This window comes from Thermostichus sp. MS-CIW-40 (genome assembly GCF_054058315.1).
The window spans coordinates 1-26,742 of record NZ_JBSSAC010000030.1; the positions used below are offsets into that span (position 1 = coordinate 1).

Here is a 26,742-nt window from a genome sequence, read left to right on the forward strand (position 1 = left end):
GAAGACTTCTTTACTACTGATCAATCCATCCTCCTTCCGAAGTTGGTTTGCTAAGTGCTGCTATTGTACCCCTTGAGCCCTTAACAGGCTGTAACTGGGGTGGGCAAGTCTTTTCAAAAATTGGCGGGGGAGGATCTGCTGGCCTTGCCCCAACGTACATTGGCCGCCGATTTTCACTGCGTTACCCAAAAACTGGGTCTAAAGCCCCGTCCTTCCAGGACAGTTTTTGCCCTGTTGTTGTCATTTTAAACAGGAATGAAACATTTCCGTTGCATTGCTTCCTAGATTGCTTCCTAGCTCCTTTCTCCCTCTGGGACAGGATCTAAAGGTGATTGTGGAAGCGGCGTGGAACGTTTGGGCAGCAGCGGGGGTGTCTCAATCTAGTTTGAAATGACTATAGACCTGCAATGATATAGACCTGCAATGAAATAAACCCATGCTGGTCAGGGAAGCCAAACTCCTCAACGCCGCTCCAGCGCCATACCAAGCCTTGGATGAGGCCCTGCCCAGTTTGTCCGCAACCAATGCTTGCGTCACTGGATGGATGAGCGTGGTGTCAACAAAGCTGCCTTGTACTCCCGATGCAATGTTAACTTGGCAACTGGGATGGGTTTCCCCGCAAGGCTTCCAGGAAGGCAAATACTGCAGGCGGATGCAGCGCAGAGGCCAGAACGGCAGCCCCGATCACCCGCTCCAGTGGGATCGGCAGCCGACGGATCTGGATCCCTTCGGGAATGGGAATGGCGGCCAAGCGGGGCAAGATGGCAGCCCCCAGACCCTGTGCCACCATGTTCACAATGGTGGAGTCTTCCTTCACCAAGTAGGCCACCTTGAGGGTTTGGTGAGCGGCTTCCCAGTGGTTCCGCACCGCCGTGGTACATTCGGCGTAGTTGTAGAGAATGTAGGAAAAACGGGAAAGATCCTCCCAGGTCAGGGTTTCCGGCAGGGGCCCAAAACTCAGCGGAACCAACACAATGAACTCATCGCGGGCAATCTCCCACGTCTGTAGATCCTCAGCAGCCCGCGGCAGGGGCAACAGGCCAATATCCACCTGGCCTGATCGCAACAGATGTTCGACAGTGGCCGGATCTTCTTCTGTGAGGGTGAGGGTAATCTGCGGAAATTGTTGGCGGAAGCGGGCGATCACCGGTGGCAACAAATGAGTTGCAGCACTGCGAAAAGCGGCAACCCGCACACTTCCCCCCCGCAACCCTTTTTCCAGGTTGGCCTCATAATCCATTTGTTCCCGCAGTTGCAGCATTTTGCGGACATGGCGCAGCAGTCGCTCCCCCACCGGGGTTAGGCGCGCCCCAAAGCGACCGCGCACCAGTAGAGTCACCCCCAATTCTTCCTCTAGGCTGGCAATGGCCCGGCTCACCGCCGACTGGGAAATGTGCAATTGCAGAGCGGCATCGCTGAAATTCCCCCGCTCCACCACAGCCACCAGGGTTTGCAGTTGTGAGATGTTCATGGATCCCATCTATTCGATCTGCGCATAGATGTGATGCTATCTCAGGTTTGAACCCTCCGCCGCACCTGACTAAACTACGACATAACTTCTCCTTCACACTGCGAAACAGCGGGAAACAGTGTGAAAACCTCTTTATCTTCCTGTCGTTGGTCAAGTGTCCCTATGTCGAGATCCATGTTTGCCCTATTGCCTTTCCATCAATTTCGAGATACTCCCGGCGTGCGTTTTTTTGACATCACGGTTGCGCGATCCAACGCCCGCGATTTGGTTTACCACGATGGGCCCGCCATCAGTCCCCCCAACAATCCGCAGGGCTATTGGCAGTTTTATATGCATCCACACCAAGAGGACAACTTGCTGGCTCTATGGGGCGGACGGACGTTTTACCTGGTGAATTTTAGCTGGCGGGATCCCTTCCATATTGTGCGCCTGGAAGCGAATCGAGGTATTTTGCGCATTCCTCCCGGCACTTTTCACCGTTCCGTCTCCGATCCAGAGGGATCCATTGTGTTGAACCAGGCGGTGCGCGACGAAAAAGCCATCTTGGAAAAGGAATTTCGCATCTACGACAGCAGCCGTATTCCCCGATTGCTGCAGGTGACCTCGGCACCCGCCCCTTTGCCCCGCATTTGTGCCTGAGGGCAACCCAATCATCCTCCCCCGTTCCCTTAACCTAGCCGCGAGTCAATCAGGGCTCGCAAGTGGGCAGCAGCATGGGTGAGCTGTGCCGAGGGAATGGACACTGTGGGGTCGAAGGGATGCCCTGGTGGGTTGGCTGTGGCCAGAGGCTCAGCCCTCTTTGCGGATCCCTGCAGGTGAAAACTGAAGCTAGAGTAAAGATGGGTGCTGGGGGATCCACCAATGCTCTCTCTGGAGCGCAAGGGCATAGCGGATAGCTCGATCAACTTGGCGGAGTACATCGACCACACGCTGCTGTTGCCGATGGTTACTCCAGAACAGATCGACCAGGGGTGTGAGATCGCCCTGCGCTATGGTTTCCCCACTTTTTGCGTTCCTCCTTGCTACGTGCCGCGGGTGGTGGAGCGGCTGCACGGATCCCCGGTCAAGGTGAGCACGGTGGTGGGGTTTCCCCTGGGCACAACCACTGCAGAGGCCAAGCTTTACGAGGCCCAACTGGCGGTGGAGCAGGGGTGCCGGGAGCTGGATGTCCGCATCAACTTGGCTTGGCTCAAGGCGGGAGAGCTGGATCGCCTCCATGCCGAGATTGCCCAACTGGTGGAAGAAACGGGGGTCTGCATCAAGGCCATTTTGGAAACGGCTCTGCTGACCGAGGAGGAGAAAAAGCTGGCCGGGGAGATTTGTATCGATGCGGGGGCGGCTTTTCTGATGACTTCCACCGGCTGGATGGGGGGGGCGACGCCGGCAGATGTGCAACTGTTGTGGCAACTCAGCCGCGGCAAAGTGGGGGTGAAAGCGTCGGGCGGCATTCGCACGGTGGCTCAAGCAGAGGCCATGATCCAGGCGGGGGCCAGCCGTATCGGCACCTCTTGGGGGCTGGAGCTGATGCAAGAGCTGCGAGCCAGAGGAACCCCATGAGTGGCCGCACCTACCGGGTTACGGGCATCAACCTGAAAGGGATCCCCCTGGGAGAGGCGGATCGGATTGTAACCATCTTGACTCGCGAGCAAGGGTTGATCCGGGCGGTGGCCAAGGGATCCCGTAAGCAGCCTTCCAAGCTGGGAGGGCGGATGGAGCCTTTTGTCATCAACGACTTGCTGATGGTGCGGGGGCGCTGGTCTGCCCAAGCAGATACCTCCCAGCGTTTACAGCGCATTGTCCAAGCGGAAACCCTCCAGACTTTTCCCCGCCTCAGCCGCAGCTTAGCCCATCTCACAGCAGCGCAGTATTTGGCGGAGGTGGCCTTGCTGTTGGCCTTGCCCGATCAAGCTCAGGAAGAGCTGTTTGTGGTGTTGGTCGAACACTTGGAACGCATCGAGCGGGCTGCTTCGGAACGGGCCGTTTTGCCCTTGCTCACCCACGGGTTGTACCACCTCCTGGCGTTGGCGGGGTTCGCCCCTCAGGTGCAGGCTTGTTACTTCTGTCAAGGGGAGTTGGTCGACGGCGTTTTTTTCAGCCCCCAATGGGGTGGCTTGATCTGTGATCCCTGCCGGGTGGCCCAGCGGCCCAGCCCGATTGCCTGGGTCTCCGCTTCTGCCTTGCGTGCCTTGGGATCCCTGCCCAGCTCCACACTGCCTCTGCCGGAGGATTCGCTGCCTTTGGCTGCTTGGCTGGAGGCAGAACGTCTGTTACGGCGCGTTTTGGAGCATCATACGGATCGAGAAATCCGTTCCGCCGAGCTATTGGCCAGTTGCTACGCTGTTCCCACCGCAAACGGTCAAGGATCCCCAGCTTTTCCTGAGGGACATCCCGAAAAATGGGCATCGGCCTGAAAAAGTTGTGAAGGTATGTATCAAGTCCGGCCCAATAGCCGCAAAATAGAGCATCGAGGCGGGTTGGCAGCCGATTTTGGATGATAAATTAGGTTATGGAAAGTAACTTCTTACGAAGGCCTCTCAGGTTTGAGCAATGGTTTGGGGGGAGGAGTGCCTTGCACCAGGTACTGGACAGCATCATCAGGTGGGATTGAAGTTGGAGCTTTTAACAAGATTGAATCGACTGCTGAGAGGGCCTTCTGTTTTGTGCTTGTTTCCCGGAGCTGCATCCCTGGGGTGCGGCTTTGGTTAATTGCAGATGATTGCTTGTGAGTGTTCAATTTCCTCGGTGAGTCTGCCCAACTGAGGAGCAGCCCCTGAGGTTCCTGTATCCGCCCAACTCAAGTTAGCGCCCACCTCAGTTCTTTTTCAGATTTCTCTTTTACCGAGTACCGTTAGAAGTTCAGGAGTTGCAGCACCGTGGAAGCACAGCGTAAGGAACGGATTCTGGTGGTCGATGATGAGGCCAGCATTCGACGCATCTTGGAAACCCGTCTGTCCATGATCGGATACGACGTGGTCACAGCTTCGGACGGCGAGGAGGCGCTGGAGGTTTTCCACAAGCAGGATCCCGACCTGGTGGTGCTGGATGTGATGATGCCGAAGCTGGATGGCTATGGGGTTTGCCAGGAGCTGCGCAAAGAATCCGACATCCCCATCATCATGCTGACGGCGCTGGGCGATGTAGCCGACCGTATCACAGGGCTGGAGCTGGGGGCAGACGACTATGTGGTCAAGCCCTTTTCGCCCAAGGAGCTGGAAGCTCGCATTCGGTCGGTGTTGCGCCGGGTGGCGCGGTCGGCCCACGATGGGATCCCCAGTTCTGGGGTGATTCAAGTGGGGGATATTCGCATCGATACCAACAAGCGGCAGGTCTACAAACGGGACGAGCGCATTCGCCTGACGGGGATGGAGTTTAGTCTGCTGGAGTTGTTGGTCAGTCGGTCGGGGGAGCCTTTTTCCCGCTCCGAGATTTTGCAAGAGGTGTGGGGCTATACCCCGGAGCGCCATGTGGATACGCGGGTGGTGGATGTCCACATCTCGCGGCTGCGGGCCAAGCTGGAAGATGACCCCAGCAACCCAGAGCTGATCCTGACGGCCCGAGGCACCGGCTATCTATTTCAGCGCATCGTTCAGGGAGAGGAACAGGCACGGTCTTGAGAAGGGATCCCTCGCAACCTCTCTTCAAGAGCGGCCTGCACCCGCCTCAACACGCCAACCCAGTCTCCCGGTGTGTTTTGTCGAAACAGTCGCATTACCCCGGGGTACCAGGGGCTATCTTCTCGATGGAGCAGCCAGCGCCAATCGGCGGCAAAGGGGAGCAGCACCCATACCGGCTTGCCCATCGCCCCGGCCAAATGAGCAACGGCTGTATCAACGCTGATCACCAGATCCAACTGGGCAACGGCTGCGGCTGTATCGACAAAACTGCGGAAACGGGATCCCAGCTCCAACACTTGGTGCTGCTCCAATAGGGATCCCAGCGGCCTTAGATCTTCCCCCACCTGCAGGCTAACCCACTGGATGGAAGGCCCATGCAAGTGCTGGAGCAACAGATTCAGAGGGCAACTTTTCGGCCTTTGTACGCGGTTGAGCTCAGGATGGGCACGCCGACCGCTGGCCCACACCAGCCCCACCTTCATCCGCTCCTGGGAAAGCTCCGGCCAGTCTTCCCGCCAGGAGAGGCTCAAAGGGATCTGCGGCCCGCCGGCATGAACGGGATAGACAAGATAGGGGATGCGGGCCGGGATCGTCTCCAGAGTGGTGCCCAACCGCTGTGGCAAGCTGAGCAAGGGCAGATGGCAATCGAAAGAGGGCAAGGGATCCGTTTCCGAGATCACCTGCACCTGGGGAAGGGGGAAGCACCCTCTGAACAGCTCGACAAGGGATCCCTGACAGCGGAGGCAGATTTGCGCTTGGGGATGGGCCTCGGCCAGCAGCGGCAGGTAGCGCACAAACTGAAGCGTGTCCCCCAACCCTTGTTCGGCGTAGATCAGCAGGGTCTGGCGGCCCAGAGGGGATCCCGTCCACAGAGGCGAAAGAAAGCGCGGGTAGGCCGCCTCTTGTCGCTGCAGCCGCCATTCGTATTCCCGCCACCCCTCCTCGTAGCGGCCCAGGGTAAGCAAAGCCGTGCCCAGGTTGTAGTGGATCTCCGGCCAGTGGGGGGCCAGTTGTAAGCCGCGCCGATAAGCCTCAATAGCCCCTTCCAGCCGGTTTTGTTCTTGCAGGATGGTGCCCAAGTTGTTGTGGGGCTGGGCATCCCTCGGCAACAGCGAGATGGCCCGTTGCAGACAATCGGCGGCCTCTTCCAGGCGATCTTGCAGGTGCAGGCAATGGCCGAGGTTAACGAGAATTCGCCCCTCCTGGGGTGCGAGGGCAAGAGCTTGGCGAAACCAGCTTTCGGCTTCCCCAGCTTGGCCATCGAGCATCAGGGCATTCCCCAAAGCTGCCAGAGCATAAACCTGGGGAGGCTGGGCTGCTGCTGCCTGCCGTAGCGCCGCAATCGCTGGGGCCAATTTCCCCAAGGTAAGCCAACAACTGCCCAATCGGAAAAGCAATTGCCCATCACCGGGCGCAAAGGCCAGGCCCTGTTCATAGGCTCGCGCCGCTTCCTCAGGGTTGCCAAGCTGCATCCAGGCATCGCCCAGATCCTGCCAGGCCGGCACCCAATCCCCCCGCAGGTGCAAAGCCAGTTGCAAGGGGGTCAAAGCTTGGCGGGGATCCCCCATCTGGAGATAAAGGGATCCCAGCAACGCCTGAGCGGCGAACAAACGCGGCTGGGTGCGGGTAAGCTGCCGGCAGAGGTGCAGAGCAGCTTTCAGATCCCCCGCCTGTCGGTAGCGTTGAACCCACGCCAGAGCCGCCTCTGGGGATGGGATCTCGGATCCCCGCTCTGGATCCTGTGACTCAGCCGCTTGCCGGTTGTCTTTTCCTCGCCCAAAGCCCCGTGGCACGTCTTTGCCTCTTTTTTGCCTCTTTTGAGATCCTTTTCACTTCTTAGCCCCCTCCCCCCAGTGTCCAAATGACAGCAGTGGGACAGGATCCCTACTCAGGCTAACAAAAGGTTCCCACTGCCCCACTTTTCACAGGCCATCCCTGGGGCTCAGTTGCGGCGAAACAGGCTGTCCAAGTAGATGCGTGCCGCCCGCCGGTCGCTCTCCCCGCTTTGGAGCAGGAATAACGAGAGCGCTGCCGTCACCACCCGATCCTGATCCCAGTCGGGATGGCGGGAGAGGTAGTTTTGGAGGGTGTCATGCAGCTCCTCAGGAATTTCGCTCAAAATGCTGACGCTGTGAGAACTCATAGTCCAACCACTCACTCGGGCTTAAGAGGGGAGAAAACGGTATCCCGCAAAACCTGCGGCCACAGCCAAAACTTGGGCAGCTCGAACAGAGCGAACCCGCAACATCAAAACCCAACCTAGATAGGCCAAGAGCCTCAGCAGGCTCGCAAGCAGAAAAGCAAGCAATATAGGTTCATAGCTTGCCCCTATCCCGGCAGATGGGAGGGAGGGCATTCACAACTGTTCCTAAGCCTGTCGTGGGCTGTAGAACAGATGAAGTCTTTTCTTTCTAAGGAGAGCGCTCGGGAAAATCTCCACACCACTCGCCCTCAGGTGGGGCTATTCTGCCCTCTGCCCTATGGGGGATGTCAATCCCAAGCCAGGGATCCAACCGGACAAAAGCCTGCCATTGGCCTTGATGGGATCGAAAAAAACAGCGCGATCCCGTTACGTTTCTCAGGGTGTAGTCGCCTGAACCTTACCCACCTCCACTTTTCCACAGAAACCCCCGATGCCGCCCCCTGAGGGAAAGGCCCTGTGGAAAACAGCCCACCCGCCTGTGGAAAGTCTGGGGAAAACCTGTGGATTTCCGGGAAATCTGAATTTGTCCAAAAATTTTTGTGTTTGTGTCGAGCATTTCTCAGGGCCACTCAACTCCGTAGCGCAAAAACAGCTCCTTGGAACCGCGGCGGCATTCCAGCAGCTCCAACTGGGGCAGGGATCCCTGCACTTGCCAACCCTCAATGCTGGCAGGCGCATCGGCATATCCACTCAGCAGCACCGGAGCGAGGGTAACCCACAGCTCATCCAAGGCCCCTGCCTGGAGAAATGCCCCCAAAAGCCGCCCCCCGCCCAACAACCCCACCCGTTCAATGCCCAAGCTGCGCAGGCGCGCCAGCCGTGCCGGCAGATCCCAATCGGCAGCCACCCAGATATCCTCAAAGCCGGTTCGGTTCTGCCAAATTTGGGATCCCTTGGGAGTTGTCCACAGCCAACGGGTGAGGGGCTGGCGAAAAAACGGCAAATCCTCAGGAATATCTCCGCTGCCAGAGCAGATGATCGTCAGAGGCTGGGGAGAGAGGCCCTGAGCGGTTCTGCGTTGGATCAACTCGGGATCCCGAATACGCAGACTGGTGCCGTAGGCCCGCAGAGTGGCGGCCCCCATGATCAAAGCCTGTTGCTGGGCAGCTTGGGTTTCCAAGTGCCGATAGTCCTCAGGGCTGCTGAAGGAGGGCCTCTGCGCTCGATGGGCTGCGATCTTTCCATCCAAGCTCTGGGCAAAGATAGCTACCAAATGGGGACGATTCAAAGACAAGATTGCTGAGAAAGGGTGGGCAAACCCTACAAATTGACCAGAATAGAGTCAGGCATCGCCGGGGGAACCGTGGCACCGGTCACCAGAGCGCCCACGCGGAATGGATATGCTAGGGACATTTCAATCCTCCACCATCCGGGTTGAAGTCGAGGCCAGTGCATCGACCGTGCAGCGCTGTCTGACAGAGGTGGGATTGTTGCAGCAGTGGATCTGGCCCCAGCAACTGCAGGGATCCCTTCCCGAAAGGCTGGAGCCGGGCAGCACCTTTGCGGCCCAATGGGGCCCCCTCTCGATCATGCACCAGGTGGAAACCCTGCTGCCGGAACGGCTGCGCCTGCTGATGTGGGGAGGAGCCGATGGCTACTGTGACTGGCTGTGGGGGAACGGCTGGGTGCAGTTGCGGGTAGAGGCCGTCTCTCTCCTGCCCTTGGGCTTGGGACAATTGCTGATGCTGCGGCGGCTGCAACAGTTTGCCCAAAGCCAAGAACAGCGCCCCTCTTAGGACTTAAAAAGCGACCTTCCGGCAAAATCCGTGGATCCTCGGCTTGACAAAATGCGTTTCGGTTGCAGCATGCTACTTCTCTAAGGATTTTCCACTACGATAGTTGTAGCAGAGCTTACTCTTCCCGTCCGAGAGGCCCAATGAATCCGCCGACCAGCCCCACCCCAACCGCCATCGAGCAGGAAAAGTTTGAGATCCGCTTGGGAGAAGCCCTCAACCGAGCAGGACTGCTCACCCCCGCCCAACTGGCTCAGGCCATGTGGGAAAAGGCCGATACCCCCTTGATGTTGGGGGAGCTGTGTATGCAGCACGGCTGGATTGCCCCCCAAGATCTCTATCCGTTGATCCCGGTCGAATTCGTGCGCATCGGCGAGATCTTGGTGCTGCATGGGTATCTGGAGCTGGAGCACATCCATCAGGCCCTGATTCAGCAGCGGCAGCACCCGGAGCGCAAGCTGGGGGAGATCTTGGTGCAGCAGGGCTGGGTGCAACCCCACTGGTTGGAATGGGCCTTGGACAAGCAACAGCGGCTGCGGCGCCAGAAAGGAGCTGCCAACAGTTGGGAAGTGATGGTGGAGCAGTGGTCCACCATTCCCGATCAGCCCCCTCTTTACGTCTCACCTCTACAGGTAGCTCAAGAGACTTACAAAGCCACCCAGCAGTACAAAGCCCAACTGGAGCGCTACCAAGAGCAAATTGCCACCTTAGAAGCGCAACTGGAGCAGCAGCGGCAGCAGCAACAGCTCCTGGTCGAACAATCGCTGCAGCAGGTTGCCGACCATCAAGCCCGCCAGCAGGAACAGCAGCAGCGCATTGCCCAATTGGAAGCCCAAATCCAGCAGGGCACTGAACAACAAAAGGCTGCCCAGCAGCGCATTCGGGAACTGGAGGAGCAACTCCAAGCTCAGCAAGCTCAGGGATCCGCGCAACTGCAAGCCGCCCAAGCAGAGCTGGAAACCCTACGTCGCCGCTGCCACGAGCTGACAGAATGGCAATCTCAAGCCAAACACAAGCTGCAAGAGCTGGGATCCCAACTGCAGGAGCAGCAGAAGATACAGCAGGCTCAGGCACAGCAGCTCCAAGAGCAAACCCACCTGCGTCATGCTCTGCAGCAAATGGAAGCCCAAGTGGCCGCCCTGAACCAATCGCTGCAGGAGCACCAACATCAACTCCAACTGGCCCAGTCCACGAAACAGCGCTTAACTGCCGACCTAGCCCACGTTCGCCAAGAAGCTGCCGAGGCCACCCACCGCTTGCAGGTGCAGCTCCAAGAAACCCAAGCCCAACTGCGAGAAACTCAAGATCGCTTGCAGGAAGCCCAAGCCCAAGTGAGCCAGCTCCAGGCCCAACTGCAGGCGGCCCAAGCGGAAAACCGTGCTCTAGCCGCAGCGCTAGCCGAAGCCCGGCGAACTTCCCCACCTGCAGCTGCACCGACCCCAGCTTCGGAGAAAGCCCGGCCAGAGACAGAGGATCTCAAGGCCCTGACCGTAGCCGACTGGGCAGCCGAGCTGAGTGCCCCAGAAAGCGAATTGCCCCCGCAGCAGTATTTGGGGGAAGAGGACTTGGAAGCCTTGCAGCGGGCCACCCCCTGGGTACAGCGGGTGTTGACCCAATTGCGGGCGGCTGGCCTAATCGACAATGCCGGCATCGAAACCGTCATTCACGCTTGGGAAAAGGAAGGGGGCACCTTCACAGATGTGCTGGCCCACCACAGTGGCCTCAAGCCGGAGACCGTCAAATTTTTCAGCGAAGGGGGCTACTCCGTTCAACTGGCGGGGGGACGCCACGTGGCCGATTACCTCAAGGCTTCTGGGTTGGTCAGCGCCGCCCAAATCGAACAGATCCAGAAGCACCTGCCGCCAGGCGGATCCCTGTGTCAGGCCCTTGCCCAAGCCGGGATTCTACGCCGGGCCACTGCCCTGTATTTCGAGCGCCACTTCGGCAGGCAAAAGCCCCGCCGCCCGCTGCGGGAAGAGCTTTAGAGGAACCATGCTCTATCGCTGACGCCAACGACCGACAAGGGATCCGAATACAGACACAAGCTGCCAACAAGATGCCAATTAGACTAGAAACTAGATAGATCATCAGAAGCGACCGGTTTCTCACCCCTGAGAGACCCAAGTTACTCGGTAGTTGTGTCGATCTCTTCTGCTATGACTACGGAAGCTCCAACTCGACCTGCTCAGCAGTTCTCGCCCTCGAGAACCCAGGTTCGCCAGCCCTACCCCCACTTCAAGGTGATCGTCTTGGATGACGATTTCAATACCTTTCAGCACGTTACGGAATGTCTGCTGAAATACATCCCCGGCATGACTTTGCCCCTAGCGCGGCAACTGACCGTGCAGGTGGATGCCGAAGGGCAAGCAGTTGTTTGGGTCGGCCCTCAAGAACAGGCGGAGCTCTACCATCAGCAATTGCTGCGGGAGGGGTTGACCATGGCCCCCTTGGAGCCGGCCTGAAGCACCAGGCGTTCGTAGCTGCGCTCAACTGCTGCCAACAGCTCCGCTTGGCCCCAACCGGCGTAAAGGCTGCTGGCAATGGCCAGCCCACCCGCCCCCACCCCTTCCTTGACATAGCCCCGCTCGTAAGCCTGTAGAGGCAGATAGCGGCTATTGGCAAAGCTCAGTTGGGTGGCCAAAAGGGGAGCAACCCCCAACAACTCTGCCAAGGCCACCGTATTGCCCGAGGGATCCTCTGCCACCCAGCGGGTAGTTCCCACAACCACGTTCTCCGGGGGCCAAGGGATCCCCTGCTCTTCCCCCCAGCGCTGCATCAAGGCCAGCACCGCCAACATTTGGGTTCCCCCTGCCAGCAGCACCGCTCCCCGTTGCGCTGCGCCCATCGCCAACCCGGCCACAAAGGGCTGCATGGGATCCCCCACTGCCGCCACCACCTCAGCAGCAGAAGCTCCCCTTGGCAGACGGGCCAATCCCTGCCGGGCCAAGGCCAGCTTTTGGGCGTGGTTGCAGACCGGGTGGCTGCTGTTTACCATGCCCTCTGCTGCCCACCCCAGTCCCAACAACACCGCCAGCGCCGTGGTGGTGCCCCCTGCCACACACTCCCCAATCACACAGTAGCCTTGCTCCAGCCGGGATCCGCGGTCGTACCCTTCTTGCCACAGGGATCCCACCTGCTCCAAAGACAGAGCCTGTCCTGTGCTCAAGCAGCGGGCCACTCCCCCAGAGCTCACCATTTCTGCCCCCGGCAAAGGTTCCGGCAAGCCACAATCGAACACTCGGCACGGGATCCCCAACTCCCTCAGGATGGCGCAGCTGATCACCACCGGAGAAGGATAGCCATCCGGAGAGGTGGGCAAGCGGTGAGAATGGCCCGCCAGCAACACTTCGCCATCGGCAAGAGCTGTGTAGCGACGCAAGGAGGGGGTAGCGCCGGCAGCCGAAATGCCCGGAACAAGAGCCGTTTCGGTAAACCCCAAGCAGGCCAGAAACAGAGGTCGGGATCCCTGCACCCGTTCGCACCACCGCCGGGCCACAGTCGGCTGAGTGTAGGCCTTAACACAAGGAAACGGAAGCATAGCCGACACGGAGGCAAACAAGCCAGAGCTTATCTTGAGCCAGAAGGGCGGGATCCCGTACTCGCAGGAGGGGTTGCCTCCTGCTGAGGCAATCGGATTCGGATAGGATGGGTATACCCAATGCAGTTTATTCAGGGCAAACGGAAGGCCATGAGCTTCTTCGACTCTGAGATCGTCCAAGAGGAAGCCAAGCAACTGTTTCAGGATTTCCAAAACCTGATGCAGCTTGGTCAACGGTACGGCCAATTCGACCGGGAAGGCAAAAAAATCTTCATCGAACAGATGGAGGAGTTGCTGGAGCGCCAGCGCATTTTCATGAAGCGGCTGGAACTCTCCGACGACTTTATGGCTCAAATGACCATCAAACAACTGCAAACTCAGCTTGGGGGGTTTGGGCTCTCCCTGACCCAAATGTTTGACCAGATGCACCAGACCCTAGAGCGCATGAAAGCTGAGGCAGACGCTGAGCGTTGACCCCCAAGAACGACCTACACGAAGGGATCATGTCTTCTTCCCGCCAGACCCGCAACCAGAAATTGATTCTGGAGGTGCTAGAGCATCGTTCACAACCCCTTTCGGCGCAAGAGATCTTTCTGGAGTTGCGCAATGCCAACCACACCGTCGGTCTGGCCACGGTTTATCGAGTTTTGGATGCTCTGCGCAATGAGGGCAAGCTGCAAGCGGTCAACTTGGGAGATCAGCAGACCTACTACCAGGTTCTGCCCAGCAATGGCCACAACCGCCACCACCTGATCTGCACCGAATGTCGGCGGGTGGTGCCTTTGCCCGATTGTCCGGTGGAAGATTTGGAGGCACAGCTTTCCAGTCAGTACCAATTCGCGATCGAGTACCATGTGCTTGACTTCTACGGCGTCTGTGCCCAGTGCCGTAGAGGGGTTGGGCCAAGCCCGGACTCACGGCGTTCCTCTTTTCTCAAAGCTAAGCCCAAATGATGAGCTATCTCTGGACGGTGTTGATCGGGCTGGCTGGCGCCCTGATCGGGGTCAAGCTGAGGCTTCCGGCGGGAGCGCTGGTGGGCTCCATGGTGGCGGTGGGTCTGGTGAATGTCTGGGGGGCGATCCCAATTCCCGCTCCCCCAGCCGGGATCCGTTTTGCCATGCAGGTGGTGTTGGGCATTCTTTTGGGTACTAAGCTCACTGCCGATACGCTTCTGGCCCTGAAAGATCTGTGGCGACCGGCCCTGCTCTGTACGGTGATTGCGGTGAGCACAGGGGTCTTGTCGGGGTACCTGATCTCCCGTTGGCTGGGGATCGAGCGCTTGACTGCCATCTTGGGCACAGCTCCAGGAGGCATTTCCGACATGAGCTTGATAGCCCTGGATATGGGAGCCCAAACCAGCACAGTGGTGGTCATGCACTTGGCACGCCTGATCAGTGTCGTCGTGGTCGTCCCCTGGGTGGTGCGACTGCTCGTTCAGCCGGGCACGAGTTAGCTAGACCGCCGGGAAGCCCCGCCCTCTGTGCATCAGCATGAGTGCCGGAGTATGTCACGAAAGTCCTCGGAGCAGAGACGGTGGGTGGGTTAGACTAAGGGCGATACAGAACTTAACAACTGAACCGCCGCCTTGGAACTTTCCCCTTCTCCCCTCACCTGCCATGCCGACGCTGCCGGATCCCCTTGGAGCGCTACTCTCTGTTCTGCAGATGGCTCTTTGGGCAATGTCTCCTCTGGCCAAGGCGATTGGTGGCCTCTACAGCTGCATTGGCAGGGGGAGCCAGACCCGGTACAGCCTGAGCTGGTGCAGGTGGATCCCGTGCTGCGCTTGCTGCTTTTGGGGGATGGCTTTACCACCCGTAATCTTGCTGCCTTGATCCAAGAGCCGATTCAGGCTCATCTGCTGGACACGGGCCGGGTTGATTTACAGGCAGAGCAGGGCACTGCCCCCAAGTCCATGCAACAGCTGGCCAGAGATTTGGGGCGGCTGGGATCCCCTTTGATGCGGCGGCGGGTTTGGCTGTGCGGAGTAACCTCTCAACAGCCCTTGCTCTATGCCACCTCTTGGTGGAACTCCGAACATCTGGTTCAATACTTGCCCCATCCCGATCGGCCCATTGGCCAAAATCTGATCCAAGAAAAACTGGAGACCTTTCGCGAGCTGCGCGGCCTTTACCACGGCGAGGCAGACCCGGTTGCCCGGCTGCTGCAGTGTCCCGGTCCCTTCTGGGCTAGGCATTATCTTTTGTTGCACAGGGGCCAGCCTTTGACCGTCATCTACGAGGTGTTTTCTCCACGGCTGGCCGCAAGGGCCCTGTCCCGCTAGCGCGACGGAGACCTCCAACGGCGCACGGCTGCGGTGATGGCGGCTGCCACCTGCGGATCCAATTGGGCGCTGGCGGAGATGCGCTGATAGTCCTCTGAGGTCAGTTGATGGGCGACGATGATCTCGGCAGCAGCAGCCTCAAACTGTTGTTCGATTTGCCGACGTTCCTCGCTGCTGTTGGCCTGTTGGAGGCGATTTTGGGTGCTCTCCAGAAGAGGTTGCACCGCCAGGAGGGTGCGGGCAAAGCGGTCAATCTGCTCAGAAGAAGGTGGAGAGGTGACTTCAGAAAGACTAGCCGGGGCCGAGGTCATCGTCTCTGAAGAGGTTGCGGGCAGATCCCCATCCCATCCGGAGTCTGGCCTGGGCGAGGGAGAGGGATCCGGGTTGGCAGGAGCCTGGAGGGCCACTCTGCCGGCTGCGTCCAAGTCTTGGGCCGGGTTGAGGGCATTCCAAAGGGCCAAGCCCGCCAAACATAGAGCAGCCCCTATCAGTCCAGCACTCAAGAGCAATTTGGCGGCAGAACCGTGCCCGCTTCCGATCTCTACAGCTTAGGTGCCACCCTAATCCACCTGCTCACCGGCCAACACCCGGCGGATCTGCCCCAGGAGGGAGCCCGGATTGTGTTCGAGCAAGCGGTGCAACTGAGCCCGCCCTTTCGCGACTGGCTGCGGTGGATGACGGAACCTTTGGCGGCAGATCGTCCTGCTTCCGCCCGGCAGGCCCTGGAGGCGCTGGAGCATTTGGATCGTCGTCCCGCCTTGATTCCCTCAGACGCAGCAGCAGTCCCTACTCGACAGCCAGCAGGCAGCCGGATTCAACTGCACAAGTCCGAACAGACCTTTCAGGTGGTGATCCCGGCCCGGCAAATCGGTGTTTTGGTGTTGCTGCCTTTCGCCATCGCTTGGAACTCCTTCATCACCTTTTTCACGATCATATCGGTTGGGCATGCGCCTTTTCCGGCCAATCTGATGTTTGGCCTATTCACCCTGCCCTTCTGGACGGTGGGGTTGGGGATGGTGGGCGTGATCCTCTACGGTCTATTCGGCAAAGTCCACCTACGGATCGACACAAAATACATTCGCCTGGCTCACGAGGTGTTTGGCCTGAGGTTTGGCAATGTTCCCCCCAGTCGGCGATGGGATATTGACCGGCTAGAGCTGATCCCACGCCAAAGCCCACAGTTGAACATCTGGGCGGGCAACCGCAAATACGAGTTGGGAGCGGGGATCCCTTTGCAGGAGCCAGAGCTGGAGTGGTTGGCCTCGGAACTAAGCCGTTGGCTGAAGATCCCAGTTGAACGGCAGAAGGTGTAGTCGTTAGGTTTTTTGCATTTAGTTATGATAAGGACAGTTTTTGGGTAAGGTCTGATGAGTTATCTTGCTGCAGATCACAGCAAATAAAATAGCAAAAAATTATAGCTTTCCTGAAAACAGAATCCAGATCCACATCGGCAAAGAGGCAGGATGCAAACAGTTTATCCAAGGCCTGCTGTAATAGCTCGCTCTGGATCCCCGTGGCGCTACCTCCCAAAAAGATATGGAAAATGATACACCAGAGATTCCATCGCTGGAGTTGCTTGGGAGTTTGGGAAAGACCCTGACTTAGAGCATCTTATCCTTGACTCAACTGTCGTTCGTGCTCACCCCTGGGCAGCCGCAAAAAAGGGGAGCAAGCTTTGGGGAGGAGTCGAGGTGGATACAGCACTCAGATCCATGTGAGTGTGGATGGTTTGGGGAAGCCGTTAGTGTTTAGAATCACAGCAGGGCAAAGCAGGATATTACCCAAGCAGAGGCATTACCAGAGAGTTGGCAAGCAGAGCATACGAAGGTGATAGGGGATAAGATTCTCAGGAATTCAGGGAGAGGATAGACAAGGGAAGGCCGGGTGCTGATTCCTTCTAAGAGGAATAGGAGGGTGGTGGGAGATTTGACCGGCACGTTTACAGGGAGAGGCATTTAGTCGATAAAAGATTTTTTTGCGATTTAACACGGATTGCTATATTGGTGCTTGTGCTGAGAATTACCTGGCCAAATTGCTGTGGCTAAAGTTTAAGGGTATATGTGGCAAGCGTGGCTTCTGAGTCAGTGGGGGGTGGCACTCTGGCTCAACCTGGCTCTGGTGGTGCTGGGTCTGCTGAGCCCTCAGAAGGCTTTGACGCGAGCAGGGGTCATCCACGCGGGCCTGCTGGGCCTGCTGGTGTGGGGGGGGCTGGGGGGGCGGGGCTACGCGGTGGTAGCTGCCTATTTTTTAGTGGGAACAGCCGTAACCAAACTGGGGATCCGGCGCAAGCAGGCGCAGGGGATCGCCGAAAAGCGAGAGGGGGAGCGAGGGCCGGAGAACGTCTGGGGATCCGCTTTAACCGGGGCAGTATGTGCGCTAGGATACGCTTTCTTCCCGCATCCCCTGTGGTGGTTGGGATACAGCGCCAGCTTTGCAGCGAAATTGGCCGATACCGTCAGCAGCGAGGTGGGGAAAGCCTATGGCCGCAAGACCTTTTTGATCACCACCTTCCAGTCCGTGCCGGCGGGCACAGAAGGAGCCGTGAGCCTAGAGGGATCCCTGGCGGGGGTGGCGGCAGCGGCAGGGATGGCCGGGTTGGCCTGGGGGATTGGCGGGGAGTGGGTGGGGGAAAGCCCATTTTGGTTGGGCATCTGCTGGCTGGCTGGGATCCTGGCCACCCTGGCGGAAAGCTGGATGGGAGTGGTGTTACAACCCCGTTTGGCCTGGATGACCAACGAAGTTGTAAACAGTATTCAAACAACCCTGGCCGCTCTTCTGGCGGTAGGGCTGGGATCCCTTATGGGCATCGGATCCTAGAAACAACGGCGTTAGCGTTGCGGAGCAACAATACACGGGGCTGGAAGGCTTTTCTCAGTAGCCCAGGCGTCTCACCCTAAACTGAAGCGAATATAAAGACAAAAAGGGGAGAAGCTCTCCCCTGTTGCTGGCCAGAACTTGACCGGGAACTGGCAAGACGCTCTCCTAGCGCAGGCCGCTGGGCTTATAGACCAGGAAGCTGAGCACTTGGCATTGCTTAATGTTGTCGAACCCCACCACGCGAATGAAACAGTTGGGGTAGGCGCTGCGGCAAGCCTGCACTTCGCTGAGCACCTCCTGGGGAGAAGTGGCGCTGAACAGGGGCAGCTTCCACAGCGTCCAATAGCGAACCGTTGGTTCAGACGATTCGTTGAACTCTATGGCCGGGATGTAGCCCTGATCCAAGATGTACTGCACCTGCTTGATGATCTGCAGATCCGTCAGCGGCGGCAGATAGGAGAGGGTTTCGTAGCGGCGCTCTTTTGGTAAGGTTTGCATGATCGGTGTCACTCCGTTTCGAGCCTAGGGTTTTGTGGGGGGGATCCCGCTTCCGGGTGGGTAACGGGTAGGGATCCCGTCGCCGAGGTGATCCGTTCTAGATGATTGCGGCGGTGCTCCATGTTGGCTTGCTGGATGCCGGCTTTGGCCATTTCCGGCAGGTAATCGACCACCTCCGCAGCAATGTGTTCACGAACGGTCATGATGCGATAGGCCAACTCAGGACGCTCAGCCAGCAAAGCCCGCAGGTAGGCTTCTCCATCCTGAAGGTTTTGCCGAGCGGAGAACTGCTGTAGCCAAAGGGCCCTGGGGGGATCTGTTTCGCTCAGTTGGGCCAGCACCGTGCGCATCGCCTGATAAGTCAGGTAGCTGATCAAGGTCTTGGCGGTGTCTTTGGCGATCTGTTTCAGATCCATTGCCGATCCAGGGAGGGGGCCAGCAGGGCAAGAGAACCGTAGGGATCCCTTGCCCCCAGCAGATCTCTAGAGGGTGTCAACGGCCTTGAACTCGAACTTGATTTCCTTCCACAGCTCGCAGGCAGCCGCCAGCTCCGGCGACCACTTGGCCGCTTCCCGGATGATGTCGTTGCCTTCACGGGCCAGGTCTCGACCTTCGTTACGAGCTTGGATACAAGCCTCCAAGGCCACCCGGTTGGCGGTTGCGCCCGGCGCGTTGCCCCAGGGGTGTCCCAAGGTTCCGCCGCCGAACTGCAGCACCGAGTCGTCGCCGAAGATTTCCACCAGCGCCGGCATGTGCCAAACGTGGATCCCACCGGAAGCCACTGGCATCACCCCTGGCATGGAAGCCCAATCTTGGGTGAAGAAAATGCCGCGGGAGCGATCGGCCTCTACGTAGTTTTCCCGCATGAGATCCACAAAGCCCATCGTGATGGCGCGGTCGCCTTCCAACTTGCCCACCACCGTCCCAGAGTGCAGGTGGTCGCCACCGGACATGCGCAAACACTTGGCCAACACCCGGAAGTGGATGCCATGGTTTTTCTGCCGGTCGATCACCGCGTGCATGGCCCGGTGAATGTGCAGCAGAATGCCGTTATCCCGGCACCACTTGGCCAAGCTGGTGTTGGCAGTGAAGCCAGCTGTCAAGTAGTCGTGCATGATGATAGGGGCGCCCAACTCCTTGGCAAACTCGGCCCGCTTGAACATCTCTTCGCAGGTGGGCGCCGTCACGTTCAAATAGTGGCCCTTGATCTCGCCGGTTTCCGCTTGGGCCTTGTGGACAGCCTCCATCACGAACAAGTAGCGATCTCGCCAGCGCTGGAAGGGCTGGGAGTTGATGTTTTCGTCATCTTTGGTGAAGTCCAAGCCGCCCCGCAGAGCTTCATACACGGCCCGCCCGTAGTTTTTGGCAGAAAGGCCCAACTTGGGCTTGATGGTGCAGCCCAGCAGCGGACGGCCATACTTATTCAATTTGTCCCGCTCCACCTGAATGCCATGGGGAGGGCCCTGGAAGGTTTTCAGGTAGGCCACCGGGATCCGCACATCTTCCAGCCGCAGCGCCTTTAGGGCCTTAAAGCCAAAAACGTTGCCCACAATCGAGGTGAGCATGTTGGTCACCGAGCCTTCCTCGAACAGATCCAGCGGATAGGCGACGAAGCAGAAGTACTGGTTGTCTTCGCCGGGAACCGGCTCGATGTCATAGCAGCGGCCTTTGTACCGATCCAAGTCGGTAAGCAAATCGGTCCATACCGTTGTCCAGGTGCCCGTCGAAGACTCAGCCGCCACAGCCGCCCCGGCCTCTTCGGGAGGAACACCCGGCTGAGGAGTAACCCGGAAACAGGCCAAGACGTCGGTATCCTTAGGCGTGTAGTCGGGAGTGTAATAGGTGAGTCGGTAATCCTTCACACCGGCTTGATAGCCGCTTTTGGATTGGGTTGCTGAATAGGCCACGTTGATCTCCCTCTGAACGAATCACAGAACCAGAAAATGCCATTCACGGATGCAACCAAGAGGAAAAAACCCAGGGCCAAAACTCAAGACCACCGAGTTTTCGTGAACGAACTCGCCCCACAACCGCGAGGCCAAAGTTGGGCCTTAAGACACTCTTCATCCCAGGGGATGGAAGCCCCAAACCCTTCTTTTCGAGTGCCTTCAATTGCTAGCTTGGACTCCCTGGACTTGCAAATCCAGTAGAAAGATTTTTATACAGTGCCTAAGCTAGAATCTCGGCAAACACAACTCTATATAGGTTTAATCCTAAGCTACCATCCGCAATAATGGGCTGATCATTACTTTCTTTATGAGTTTGATTAGTTTAATTAAAGTGAGGCCCCCTGCTTCCCGCTGAGAATACAGATTTCTTTGGCTTTCTTAATATCTTTTGGGTGGAATCCCTGGCCAAAACCAAAAGCTCCCTTCTTTGAGGGAGCAGAGCAAACCCACCCGCAGGGCCTGGACGGTCAAGAAACGGCTGCCAGGGTTGGCTGGGGTCTCTTGCTGATCACTTGGTCGATGAGGCCGTACTCTTTGGCTTGTTCTGGGGTCATGAAGTTGTCGCGGTCGGTATCTCGTTCGATGCGCTCTAGAGGTTGACCGGTGTGGTAGGCCAGCAAGCTATTGAGGCTGTTTTTGATGAAGAGGATCTCTTTGGCCTGAATTTCAATATCGGTAGCTGGCCCCTGAGCTCCACCAAGGGGTTGGTGGATCATGATGCGGGCGTGGGGAAGGGCAATGCGCTTGCCTTTGGTGCCCCCTGCCAGCAGAAAGGCTCCCATGCTGGCAGCCAAACCAATGCAGATGGTGGAGACATCCGGCTGAATGTGCTGCATGGTGTCGTAAATGGCCATGCCGGCATAGACAGAGCCACCGGGGGAGTTGATGTAGAGGTAGATGTCTTTTTCGGGGTCTTCCGATTCCAAGTAGAGCATCTGGGCCACAATCAGGTTGGCAATGTCGTCGTCCACCTGGGTGCCCAAGAAAATGATCCGATCCCGCAAGAGACGCGAGTAGATGTCAAAGGCGCGCTCGCCTCGCGCAGATTGCTCAATAACGGTGGGAATCATGCCAGTCCAAGCGATGGGTCAGTCCTTACTAGTGTAGTCTAAGCCACTGGATGGATGCTTTGCTTAGGACGGCTCACCGGCCCGCCTCCGTACGGGGCTCGATGGGGTGTGAGCCGGCTAGAACAGCAAAGAGACGGGGTGGTTATGGCGGGATCCCTCTTCTTCTGGGATGTGGAACGGGTGTAAACTACCCGGCTCCGACCGCTAAGCGGTACGGAGCGGGCTTTCAGTAGCCCTGAGCCTGCTCTGCTCTACCAGAGAACAAAACAGGCCCGAACCTCTAGGCTGGTTTACGGCAGCCCCCAAGAGCGCAATTACGTTTGCACCATTCAAGTCCGCATCTCCTTCCCATCCACAGTGCCCACACTTGAACGACTTACCACTGCGATAGGATTGCGCAGGGTCGGGATGGATGTGCAAACACCGGTGGCAGGTCTGCGACGTGTAGGCAGGCGGAACAAGAATCAGAGAAACCCCTGCAACCCTCGCCTTGTATTCCAGAAACTGGCGTAGTTGGTAGAACGCCCAACTGTTGGCCCTTCGTCGCTCGGCTTTGCTGCGCGGCTGTTGATTAACCCTTTCCCGGATCCCTGTCAGGTCTTCCAGAGCGATAGCACTGTTGGTAGCTTTTGCCCTAGAGACAATAGCTTTGGAGATGCGATGATTGACCCACGCCTGAAAACGTCTCTCCTTGCCAGACAGCCGTTGCAGCAGTTCTCTGCATCTGCGCCGCGAACTGCGGGTGCCCTTACTGGCTTTGCGTTGGAGTGCCGCCCTCAGCTTGGAGTAGTGGTCTCGGATTCGGTTCAACTGCTGTCCATTCCAATTGTCCCCCTCTGACGTATGGGCAATATCCGTCCTCCCCAAGTCCACCCCCAGCACTCTGCCCGTGCGTTGCGGTGGGGATGGCTCCGCTTCTACACAGATCTGAATGGAGTAGGAGCCGTCTTTACGCTTGACCAGAGTGGCAGATTTGGGATTGGAGCCCGCCAGCCGTTCTCTCTGGTAGCGGCCAATCGCTAGCTCAAAGCGCTCCCGACCCTCCACCGTGGTCAGCGACACCGTCCAGTCTTTCTCGCGGAACGAAAAGATACGAGCGTCGTAGGTAGCGAAGCCCCCTTTGAACGCTTTGACGGGGCGGTTTTTCTGTTGGGCAACTTTACGGGCGCCGGCCAGCTGTCTGCAGACCTGCTGAGCCAAGTTACTGGATAAGCCGAACCGGGCACGGATTTCGCGGTAGCACAGAGACTGGAGCTTAACGGCGTTGGCGACTTTCTCCGGCGTGTTCTGGTTGACCCAGTTCAAGGCTTGGCCGAAAGCAGCCAAGGTCGCGTCCAATTTGGCGGCTTGCGACTGGGACACCTTGAGCTTGCAGGATACGGTCAGGACTTGGGTCATGGTTCTATTGTGACTTCCGCATTCCTCCCGGCACTGACCCTACGGGTACAGTGCGGGGCTCCTGCGATTTCTAGCTGAGGTGTGGCTCTTTGTGATGTGGTGAGGTGAAGCCAAGATGGACGTGATCCCAGATGAACCGATTGTGATTGCCAGCCTGCTGAGCCTGGCTTTGCTGGGGATCTTGATTCTGAACTTGGCAGGGCGTGGGTCTGGGGATGCAGATTAAAAGGTTGACAAGCTTACTTATCCTTCTTTAGGATTAGGATCGCCTTGTCGGAGAGCGCCCCCATCGTCTAGAGGCCTAGGACACATCCCTTTCACGGATGCGACAGGGGTTCGAATCCCCTTGGGGGTATTGCGTAAGAGCCATGAGAGACTGAGCCCGTCGACACGGGATCCCTGGCAGCGGTGACACCTTACTCAGACTTTACTCAGAGAGGCTTTGCCGCCACAAACCACTCCAGATACAAGCTGGGAGAGCGGGTCATCTGGGATCCCCATACAAGCGGCATGGGCAGCCAGCCAACTGCCACTCTGTCGAGGGGGATCCCTATTCCACCCTTACTCCTCAACAGGGGAAAAATCTCCAAAGCAGCGGCCTAGAAGGTTAGGCTTAGTTGTCCAATCGGCTACGGCTTGGGTTTGAGCAGACCTAGGGCCTGCCAGGATCAGGTGCTGGCCACCAGAGCTTCAGCCGGCGTGGCGGCGACCAACAGCTCATCTTTGATAAGCTCTGCCAGCTCCTGCAGTTGGCGAATCGCCTCTGCCCCTTCCAATTTCATAAGCTCCCGGTCATCCCGCATTTCTGTCCAGCTAATGGAGCATTCGGAAACCAAAAAGCGGATTAGGTGCCCCTCTCGTAAACTGACCATAAACGAGGCACTCTCGAAAGACGTACCACAGGTGTAGCAAGAGGCTGGGTAGCCCCGCTTCTCCAAAACGATGGCCAGAGCCTGCAAACTCATCACCAGATCTTGAACATAGCTGCGGTATTGTTCCGCCAACCGTGTGAACATCACACTCCTCCCTAACGGATTGGCACTTTTGGGGCTTAGCCTAGCTGCAAATGACCTAACTAGTAATTTATGCTTAGGGCTAGGATTACATCTATCATAACAATCGACAACCCCTCAAGGAAGTGATTAAGGCCACAGAGTGGGCGAAGTCTACTTCAGGGAAATGTAGTATTCAACACTTCTCTTAACAGGGACATCAAAATTTACCTCGAGTCAATGCTCTTATCTATCGGGATCCTCACCCAGTGCTTGGCCCAGTCTTTTCTCAAAATGGCTCAGGGCTGCTCGTGTCAGCAGGACAGTTGCTTCAAAGCTTTCTCTTGCAAGGGTCTCACCGATCGCGAAGTAAGACGCGGTCTTTTGACAAGAGACCGGCGGGAGTGTCAAGTGGGCCAAGGCTTGCAGACGAATGCAGATCAAGGTGGGTTCCCGCCCGATTATGCTGAGAAAATTCTCGGCATGGACAATTGAGAAGGAACAGCTTGATGCTGACACCTGTTGATCTGGAAAAACGAGTGGCTTATTTGCAGAGTCCCCAAGCCATTCGGGATCGCTGTCGGTTGCTGTTGGAAAGGGTTTTGGCCGGTGAATCAGAGCATTTTCGCCTCGACCTGAACCGGCTGGGATCCGTAGCCGACTATGTGATCACCACAATGCGGGCCCACTATCCCACCGGGGAAATTCCCTTCCACAGCCGCTGGCAACATTTTCAAGTGGGATCCGGGGAGCGCCTAACCCGTCTGGAAAATCGACTTAAAGACATGGATCCGCTGGAGCGGCTGCGATGCAAGTGGGATCTGGCCATCGTCAGCGTGTTGCTGGACGCAGGGGCAGGCTCTGCCTGGAAGTACCGGGATCCAGAAAGTCAGACGGTGGTGGGTCGTTCCGAAGGTTTGGCCTTGGCCAGTTTCGACTGGTTCTGGCAAGGTGGGTTTTCCAGCGATCCCCAGCAGCCTCTGCAGGTGGATGCGGCGGGCCTGGAGCGGATCACCTTGGCGGATTTGGCAGCAGCTTTCCAGGTGGGGCCGGAAAATCCTTTACTGGGACTGGAGGGGCGCTGGCAACTGCTGCAAAGGTTGGCACAAACTTTGCGGGCTCAACCTCATTACTTTGGATCCGGTCACAATCTTCCCCGTCCTGGCCGGTTGTGGGAAGCAATCCAACCCGAGGATCCCAGCGGTGGGATCGAGGCAGCACAGGTCTTACAGGCGGTTCAGAGGGGGGTTGGCCCCATTTGGCCTGGGCGAGTCTCGCTGGCCGGGATCCCTCTGGGGGATGTCTGGCCCTATCCCCACCTGCCCCAAACGGAGCCGGGGAGCCATTGGGTGCCTTTTCACAAGTTGTCCCAATGGATGACCTATTCCCTGCTGGAGCCGTTGCAGCAGGAGGGGATCCCAATCGGGGGTTTGGATGAGCTGACGGGTTTGGCGGAGTATCGCAACGGGGGGCTGTTTGTGGATTTGGGGGTGATCCAGCTCAAGCAGCCGGAGATTGGGCAGCAACCGCATCCCCCAGATTCGACGGTGATTGTGGAGTGGCGAGCCCTGACGGTGATTTTGCTGGATCAAGTTGCCTCCTTAATCCGGGAAAGGCTTGGCTGCTCTGCCCAGGAGTTGCCCCTGGTGAAAATACTGCAAGGGGGAACCTGGACGGCAGGGCGGCAAATCGCTGCCCAGCTTAGGCCAGATGCTTCTCCTCCCATCCAACTGCTCAGCGATGGCACGGTGTTCTAAGAGGGGATGGGCAGGCCCCGAGTAATCCTTATGAAACTTCGCAGCAGCCGCATGGCCAGGTCGGGACGGGATCCCCAGTGCAGATGCAGGTACGAAGCGTGAAGACGCTCGGTGGCCCATCCTTCCTGTTGAGGCTGGGCGGGGGATCCCCAGCTGTAGATTGGGCTGGGGGAGATGGGGGTGCTGCGGGAGCGGTGAAATTCATGCCCGCGCAGGCGATCCCCGGCTGGGGCCAGCAGGGTTGGGCGCAAAACCGCAGCTTCGCGGTAGCCCAAACACAGCCGGTCGGCCATGTCTACCTGGATGGGTAATAGCCCGGCCATCGGGTAGGTCTTTCCCTGAAAATCGGTGAGGGATTGGCCCAGCACCATCAGTCCGCCGCACTCGGCGTAGAGGGGTGGGTGGGCGGGCGGGAGCGGGCGTTGGTTAATGCTCTCAGATAGAGGTGCTGCAAACAATTCCGGGAACCCTCCCCCCAGCAGCACGCCATCGCAGGGATCCGGCGGCCATAGTCCCACCTGGAGGGGGGAATACTCCAGCAGCTCGGCTCCACAGGCCCGCAACAGATCCAAGTTGTCGGCGTAGTAGAAGTTAAAGGCGTGGTCTTGGGCCACCGCCACCCGTACCTGTTCGCAGCGGCGGGGCGGAGTCCTTTCGGTGAGAGGGGGGATCCCTGGCCACAGCTCTCCTACCGCTGGAGGAAGCCTCCGAATGAGGGGCAATAGGCTATCCCAATTGACGTGTTGCTCGGCCAGCTCGGCCCAGGCAGCTTGCCAGTGGGGGAAGTGATCCAGTTCTGAGACAGGCACCAACCCCAGGTGTCGGCTGGGCAACCGCAAATCCTCCCGCCGGGGAAACTGGCCCAAGACCGGGATCCCCGCTGCAGCCGCTGCCTGCTGCAAGATTTGTCCATGCCGCTCCGAGGCCACCTGGTTGAAAATCACCCCAGCAATGGAGAGGCGGGGATCCCAGCGGCTCAAGCCGTAGAGCAAAGCGGCCACCGTCGTTCCCATGCCGCTGCCATCGATCACCAGCACCACAGGGATCCCGAGCAGGCGGGCCACATGGGCGCTGCTGGCAAAAAAAGGCTCCGTTCCGCCCTCGGGGAGGGGCAGGGATCCCGGCGCTCGTCCATCGAAGAGGCCCATTACCCCCTCCACAATGGCTCCATCCTTGCCCTGGCAATGGTGGCGAAAGCAGCGCTGCACAAAGTCCTCGTCGGTCAAGAAGGGATCCAAAGTGCGACAGGGGATCCCGCTCACCGCCGTGTGAAACAGAGGATCAATGTAATCCGGCCCCACCTTGAAAGGTTGGATGCGCAGGCCCCGTCGCCTCAGAGCGGACAACAGAGCCAGAGTGATGGTGGTTTTGCCGCTGCCGCTTGCTGCCGCCGCCAGCAGAATGGCCATCTTTCCTGCCCA

Annotated in this window: 28 protein-coding genes, 1 tRNA gene and 1 pseudogene; 16 read left to right on the forward strand and 14 right to left on the reverse strand. The window is 58.2% G+C overall.

Going from position 1 to position 26,742, the window contains the following annotated elements:
• Window positions 1-589: 589 nt before the first annotated feature.
• Window positions 590-1,471, reverse strand: a complete 882-nt coding sequence (locus ACVWXF_RS09825) for a LysR family transcriptional regulator (RefSeq protein ID WP_457474284.1) — start codon at window positions 1,469-1,471, stop codon at window positions 590-592.
• Between the two features lie 174 nt (window positions 1,472-1,645).
• On the opposite strand from ACVWXF_RS09825, the gene ACVWXF_RS09830 reads away from it, so the two are divergent.
• Window positions 1,646-2,110 carry a redox protein gene (locus tag ACVWXF_RS09830; RefSeq protein ID WP_414343843.1) on the forward strand — a complete coding sequence of 155 codons (465 nt, stop codon included), beginning with the start codon at window positions 1,646-1,648 and terminating at the stop codon, window positions 2,108-2,110.
• 29 nt (window positions 2,111-2,139) lie between these two features.
• Here the strand turns inward: ACVWXF_RS09830 and ACVWXF_RS09835 are convergent, their stop codons facing one another.
• Window positions 2,140-2,358, reverse strand: a complete 219-nt coding sequence (locus ACVWXF_RS09835) for a hypothetical protein (protein WP_457474285.1) — start codon at window positions 2,356-2,358, stop codon at window positions 2,140-2,142.
• On the opposite strand from ACVWXF_RS09835, the gene deoC reads away from it, so the two are divergent.
• The 3 genes from deoC to rpaB all read left to right on the forward strand — a co-directional run bounded on the left by deoC (window position 2,333) and on the right by rpaB (window position 5,085).
• On the forward strand, window positions 2,333-3,028 hold the full coding sequence (deoC, locus tag ACVWXF_RS09840; protein ID WP_457474286.1) for a deoxyribose-phosphate aldolase: 696 nt from the start codon (window positions 2,333-2,335) through the stop codon (window positions 3,026-3,028). The two genes, ACVWXF_RS09835 and deoC, sit on opposite strands and share 26 nt — an antisense overlap.
• Entirely contained in the window at window positions 3,025-3,882 is an 858-nt protein-coding gene (recO, locus tag ACVWXF_RS09845) for a DNA repair protein RecO (protein WP_457474287.1), read from the forward strand. Before deoC ends, recO begins: the two co-directional genes overlap by 4 nt.
• A 462-nt stretch (window positions 3,883-4,344) precedes the next feature.
• The gene (rpaB, locus tag ACVWXF_RS09850) at window positions 4,345-5,085 is read left to right on the forward strand and encodes a response regulator transcription factor RpaB (RefSeq protein WP_011434119.1); all 741 of its coding nucleotides are present in this window, start codon (window positions 4,345-4,347) and stop codon (window positions 5,083-5,085) included.
• On the opposite strand, the gene ACVWXF_RS09855 is transcribed toward rpaB, so the two are convergent.
• From ACVWXF_RS09855 to ACVWXF_RS09865, 3 genes are all read right to left on the reverse strand, one after another.
• A complete protein-coding gene (locus ACVWXF_RS09855) occupies window positions 5,058-6,878 on the reverse strand; it encodes a tetratricopeptide repeat protein (RefSeq protein ID WP_457474288.1) in 1,821 nt (606 codons plus the stop codon). The genes rpaB and ACVWXF_RS09855 overlap by 28 nt on opposite strands.
• A 149-nt stretch (window positions 6,879-7,027) precedes the next feature.
• Window positions 7,028-7,228: a DUF2811 domain-containing protein gene (locus ACVWXF_RS09860; protein WP_041436785.1), complete on the reverse strand. Its 201-nt coding sequence runs from the start codon at window positions 7,226-7,228 to the stop codon at window positions 7,028-7,030.
• A 619-nt stretch (window positions 7,229-7,847) separates the two neighbouring features.
• Window positions 7,848-8,516, reverse strand: coding sequence for a RibD family protein (locus ACVWXF_RS09865; protein ID WP_414399463.1), 669 nt, complete (start codon window positions 8,514-8,516; stop codon window positions 7,848-7,850).
• A gap of 112 nt (window positions 8,517-8,628) precedes the next feature.
• Here ACVWXF_RS09865 and ACVWXF_RS09870 point away from each other — a divergent pair, with 112 nt between their 5' ends.
• The 3 genes from ACVWXF_RS09870 to clpS all read left to right on the forward strand — a co-directional run bounded on the left by ACVWXF_RS09870 (window position 8,629) and on the right by clpS (window position 11,483).
• A complete protein-coding gene (locus ACVWXF_RS09870) occupies window positions 8,629-9,024 on the forward strand; it encodes a hypothetical protein (protein WP_457403774.1) in 396 nt (131 codons plus the stop codon).
• 140 nt (window positions 9,025-9,164) lie between these two features.
• On the forward strand, window positions 9,165-11,006 hold the full coding sequence (locus ACVWXF_RS09875; RefSeq protein ID WP_457474289.1) for a hypothetical protein: 1,842 nt from the start codon (window positions 9,165-9,167) through the stop codon (window positions 11,004-11,006).
• A gap of 171 nt (window positions 11,007-11,177) precedes the next feature.
• Window positions 11,178-11,483 (forward strand): ATP-dependent Clp protease adapter ClpS, encoded by a 306-nt coding sequence (gene clpS / locus ACVWXF_RS09880; RefSeq protein ID WP_011434126.1) that lies wholly within the window; start codon window positions 11,178-11,180, stop codon window positions 11,481-11,483.
• Here the strand turns inward: clpS and cobT are convergent.
• On the reverse strand, window positions 11,432-12,559 hold the full coding sequence (gene cobT / locus ACVWXF_RS09885; protein ID WP_457474290.1) for a nicotinate mononucleotide-dependent phosphoribosyltransferase CobT: 1,128 nt from the start codon (window positions 12,557-12,559) through the stop codon (window positions 11,432-11,434). The genes clpS and cobT overlap by 52 nt on opposite strands.
• A gap of 150 nt (window positions 12,560-12,709) precedes the next feature.
• Between cobT and ACVWXF_RS09890 the strand changes: the two genes are divergently transcribed.
• The 4 genes from ACVWXF_RS09890 (at window position 12,710) to ACVWXF_RS09905 (ending at window position 14,840) form a co-directional block, all read left to right on the forward strand.
• A complete protein-coding gene (locus tag ACVWXF_RS09890) occupies window positions 12,710-13,033 on the forward strand; it encodes a DUF1825 family protein (protein WP_011434128.1) in 324 nt (107 codons plus the stop codon).
• Between the two features lie 29 nt (window positions 13,034-13,062).
• A complete protein-coding gene (locus tag ACVWXF_RS09895; protein ID WP_457416287.1) occupies window positions 13,063-13,512 on the forward strand; it encodes a Fur family transcriptional regulator in 450 nt (149 codons plus the stop codon).
• Window positions 13,509-14,012, forward strand: coding sequence for an AbrB family transcriptional regulator (locus ACVWXF_RS09900; RefSeq protein WP_238376799.1), 504 nt, complete (start codon window positions 13,509-13,511; stop codon window positions 14,010-14,012). The genes ACVWXF_RS09895 and ACVWXF_RS09900 overlap by 4 nt, the downstream gene beginning before the upstream one ends.
• Window positions 14,013-14,144: 132 nt before the next feature.
• Complete coding sequence (locus tag ACVWXF_RS09905) at window positions 14,145-14,840, forward strand: chorismate pyruvate-lyase family protein (protein ID WP_457474291.1); 696 nt, start codon at window positions 14,145-14,147, stop codon at window positions 14,838-14,840.
• On the opposite strand, the gene ACVWXF_RS09910 is transcribed toward ACVWXF_RS09905, so the two are convergent.
• On the reverse strand, window positions 14,837-15,343 hold the full coding sequence (locus ACVWXF_RS09910; protein WP_457474292.1) for a DUF4168 domain-containing protein: 507 nt from the start codon (window positions 15,341-15,343) through the stop codon (window positions 14,837-14,839). The genes ACVWXF_RS09905 and ACVWXF_RS09910 overlap by 4 nt on opposite strands.
• 21 nt (window positions 15,344-15,364) lie before the next feature.
• Between ACVWXF_RS09910 and ACVWXF_RS09915 the strand changes: the two genes are divergently transcribed.
• The 3 genes and pseudogenes from ACVWXF_RS09915 (at window position 15,365) to ACVWXF_RS09925 (ending at window position 17,657) form a co-directional block, all read left to right on the forward strand.
• Window positions 15,365-16,153, forward strand: a complete 789-nt coding sequence (locus ACVWXF_RS09915; RefSeq protein ID WP_457474293.1) for a hypothetical protein — start codon at window positions 15,365-15,367, stop codon at window positions 16,151-16,153.
• Between the two features lie 98 nt (window positions 16,154-16,251).
• Window positions 16,252-16,804: pseudogene (locus tag ACVWXF_RS09920) on the forward strand (IS5 family transposase); the annotation flags it as partial.
• Window positions 16,805-16,898: 94 nt separating this feature from the next.
• A complete protein-coding gene (locus ACVWXF_RS09925; RefSeq protein ID WP_457474294.1) occupies window positions 16,899-17,657 on the forward strand; it encodes a TIGR00297 family protein in 759 nt (252 codons plus the stop codon).
• A gap of 165 nt (window positions 17,658-17,822) precedes the next feature.
• Here the strand turns inward: ACVWXF_RS09925 and ACVWXF_RS09930 are convergent, their stop codons facing one another.
• The 5 genes from ACVWXF_RS09930 to ACVWXF_RS09950 all read right to left on the reverse strand — a co-directional run bounded on the left by ACVWXF_RS09930 (window position 17,823) and on the right by ACVWXF_RS09950 (window position 22,572).
• A complete protein-coding gene (locus ACVWXF_RS09930; RefSeq protein WP_011434136.1) occupies window positions 17,823-18,155 on the reverse strand; it encodes a ribulose bisphosphate carboxylase small subunit in 333 nt (110 codons plus the stop codon).
• 8 nt (window positions 18,156-18,163) lie between these two features.
• Window positions 18,164-18,571: a RuBisCO chaperone RbcX gene (rcbX, locus tag ACVWXF_RS09935; protein WP_011434137.1), complete on the reverse strand. Its 408-nt coding sequence runs from the start codon at window positions 18,569-18,571 to the stop codon at window positions 18,164-18,166.
• A gap of 66 nt (window positions 18,572-18,637) precedes the next feature.
• On the reverse strand, window positions 18,638-20,062 hold the full coding sequence (locus ACVWXF_RS09940; RefSeq protein ID WP_011434138.1) for a form I ribulose bisphosphate carboxylase large subunit: 1,425 nt from the start codon (window positions 20,060-20,062) through the stop codon (window positions 18,638-18,640).
• 509 nt (window positions 20,063-20,571) lie between these two features.
• On the reverse strand, window positions 20,572-21,174 hold the full coding sequence (gene clpP / locus ACVWXF_RS09945; protein ID WP_011434140.1) for an ATP-dependent Clp endopeptidase proteolytic subunit ClpP: 603 nt from the start codon (window positions 21,172-21,174) through the stop codon (window positions 20,572-20,574).
• Between the two features lie 204 nt (window positions 21,175-21,378).
• Entirely contained in the window at window positions 21,379-22,572 is a 1,194-nt protein-coding gene (locus tag ACVWXF_RS09950) for an RNA-guided endonuclease InsQ/TnpB family protein (RefSeq protein WP_457474295.1), read from the reverse strand.
• Between the two features lie 282 nt (window positions 22,573-22,854).
• Between ACVWXF_RS09950 and ACVWXF_RS09955 the strand changes: the two genes are divergently transcribed.
• Window positions 22,855-22,927: transfer RNA gene (locus ACVWXF_RS09955), tRNA-Glu, on the forward strand.
• Between the two features lie 313 nt (window positions 22,928-23,240).
• Here ACVWXF_RS09955 and ACVWXF_RS09960 read toward each other — a convergent pair.
• Window positions 23,241-23,588 carry a DUF1815 family protein gene (locus ACVWXF_RS09960; protein WP_011434143.1) on the reverse strand — a complete coding sequence of 116 codons (348 nt, stop codon included), beginning with the start codon at window positions 23,586-23,588 and terminating at the stop codon, window positions 23,241-23,243.
• 485 nt (window positions 23,589-24,073) lie between these two features.
• Between ACVWXF_RS09960 and ACVWXF_RS09965 the strand changes: the two genes are divergently transcribed.
• Window positions 24,074-25,321 carry a URC4/urg3 family protein gene (locus tag ACVWXF_RS09965; protein ID WP_457474296.1) on the forward strand — a complete coding sequence of 416 codons (1,248 nt, stop codon included), beginning with the start codon at window positions 24,074-24,076 and terminating at the stop codon, window positions 25,319-25,321.
• Here ACVWXF_RS09965 and ACVWXF_RS09970 read toward each other — a convergent pair.
• Window positions 25,318-26,730 carry a cobyrinate a,c-diamide synthase gene (locus ACVWXF_RS09970; protein ID WP_457474297.1) on the reverse strand — a complete coding sequence of 471 codons (1,413 nt, stop codon included), beginning with the start codon at window positions 26,728-26,730 and terminating at the stop codon, window positions 25,318-25,320. The genes ACVWXF_RS09965 and ACVWXF_RS09970 overlap by 4 nt on opposite strands.
• Between the last annotated feature and the right edge of the window lie 12 nt (window positions 26,731-26,742).

What these genes read in the sequence shown, in the direction of transcription:
- ACVWXF_RS09860 (WP_041436785.1), bottom strand. Translation starts at nt 7,228, where the DNA reads ATGAGTTCTCACAGCGTCAGCATTTTGAGCGAAATTCCTGAGGAGCTG.
- ACVWXF_RS09895 (WP_457416287.1), top strand. Translation starts at nt 13,063, where the DNA reads ATGTCTTCTTCCCGCCAGACCCGCAACCAGAAATTGATTCTGGAGGTG.
- rcbX (WP_011434137.1), bottom strand. Translation starts at nt 18,571, where the DNA reads ATGGATCTGAAACAGATCGCCAAAGACACCGCCAAGACCTTGATCAGC.
- clpP (WP_011434140.1), bottom strand. Translation starts at nt 21,174, where the DNA reads ATGATTCCCACCGTTATTGAGCAATCTGCGCGAGGCGAGCGCGCCTTT.
- ACVWXF_RS09965 (WP_457474296.1), top strand. Translation starts at nt 24,074, where the DNA reads ATGCTGACACCTGTTGATCTGGAAAAACGAGTGGCTTATTTGCAGAGT.
- ACVWXF_RS09925 (WP_457474294.1), top strand. Translation starts at nt 16,899, where the DNA reads ATGTGGCAAGCGTGGCTTCTGAGTCAGTGGGGGGTGGCACTCTGGCTC.
- clpS (WP_011434126.1), top strand. Translation starts at nt 11,178, where the DNA reads ATGACTACGGAAGCTCCAACTCGACCTGCTCAGCAGTTCTCGCCCTCG.
- ACVWXF_RS09900 (WP_238376799.1), top strand. Translation starts at nt 13,509, where the DNA reads ATGATGAGCTATCTCTGGACGGTGTTGATCGGGCTGGCTGGCGCCCTG.
- ACVWXF_RS09950 (WP_457474295.1), bottom strand. Translation starts at nt 22,572, where the DNA reads ATGACCCAAGTCCTGACCGTATCCTGCAAGCTCAAGGTGTCCCAGTCG.
- ACVWXF_RS09970 (WP_457474297.1), bottom strand. Translation starts at nt 26,730, where the DNA reads ATGGCCATTCTGCTGGCGGCGGCAGCAAGCGGCAGCGGCAAAACCACC.
- ACVWXF_RS09875 (WP_457474289.1), top strand. Translation starts at nt 9,165, where the DNA reads ATGAATCCGCCGACCAGCCCCACCCCAACCGCCATCGAGCAGGAAAAG.
- ACVWXF_RS09890 (WP_011434128.1), top strand. Translation starts at nt 12,710, where the DNA reads ATGAGCTTCTTCGACTCTGAGATCGTCCAAGAGGAAGCCAAGCAACTG.
- recO (WP_457474287.1), top strand. Translation starts at nt 3,025, where the DNA reads ATGAGTGGCCGCACCTACCGGGTTACGGGCATCAACCTGAAAGGGATC.
- ACVWXF_RS09825 (WP_457474284.1), bottom strand. Translation starts at nt 1,471, where the DNA reads ATGAACATCTCACAACTGCAAACCCTGGTGGCTGTGGTGGAGCGGGGG.
- ACVWXF_RS09930 (WP_011434136.1), bottom strand. Translation starts at nt 18,155, where the DNA reads ATGCAAACCTTACCAAAAGAGCGCCGCTACGAAACCCTCTCCTATCTG.
- cobT (WP_457474290.1), bottom strand. Translation starts at nt 12,559, where the DNA reads ATGCTTCCGTTTCCTTGTGTTAAGGCCTACACTCAGCCGACTGTGGCC.
- ACVWXF_RS09830 (WP_414343843.1), top strand. Translation starts at nt 1,646, where the DNA reads ATGTTTGCCCTATTGCCTTTCCATCAATTTCGAGATACTCCCGGCGTG.
- ACVWXF_RS09960 (WP_011434143.1), bottom strand. Translation starts at nt 23,588, where the DNA reads ATGTTCACACGGTTGGCGGAACAATACCGCAGCTATGTTCAAGATCTG.
- deoC (WP_457474286.1), top strand. Translation starts at nt 2,333, where the DNA reads ATGCTCTCTCTGGAGCGCAAGGGCATAGCGGATAGCTCGATCAACTTG.
- ACVWXF_RS09870 (WP_457403774.1), top strand. Translation starts at nt 8,629, where the DNA reads ATGCTAGGGACATTTCAATCCTCCACCATCCGGGTTGAAGTCGAGGCC.
- ACVWXF_RS09835 (WP_457474285.1), bottom strand. Translation starts at nt 2,358, where the DNA reads ATGCCCTTGCGCTCCAGAGAGAGCATTGGTGGATCCCCCAGCACCCAT.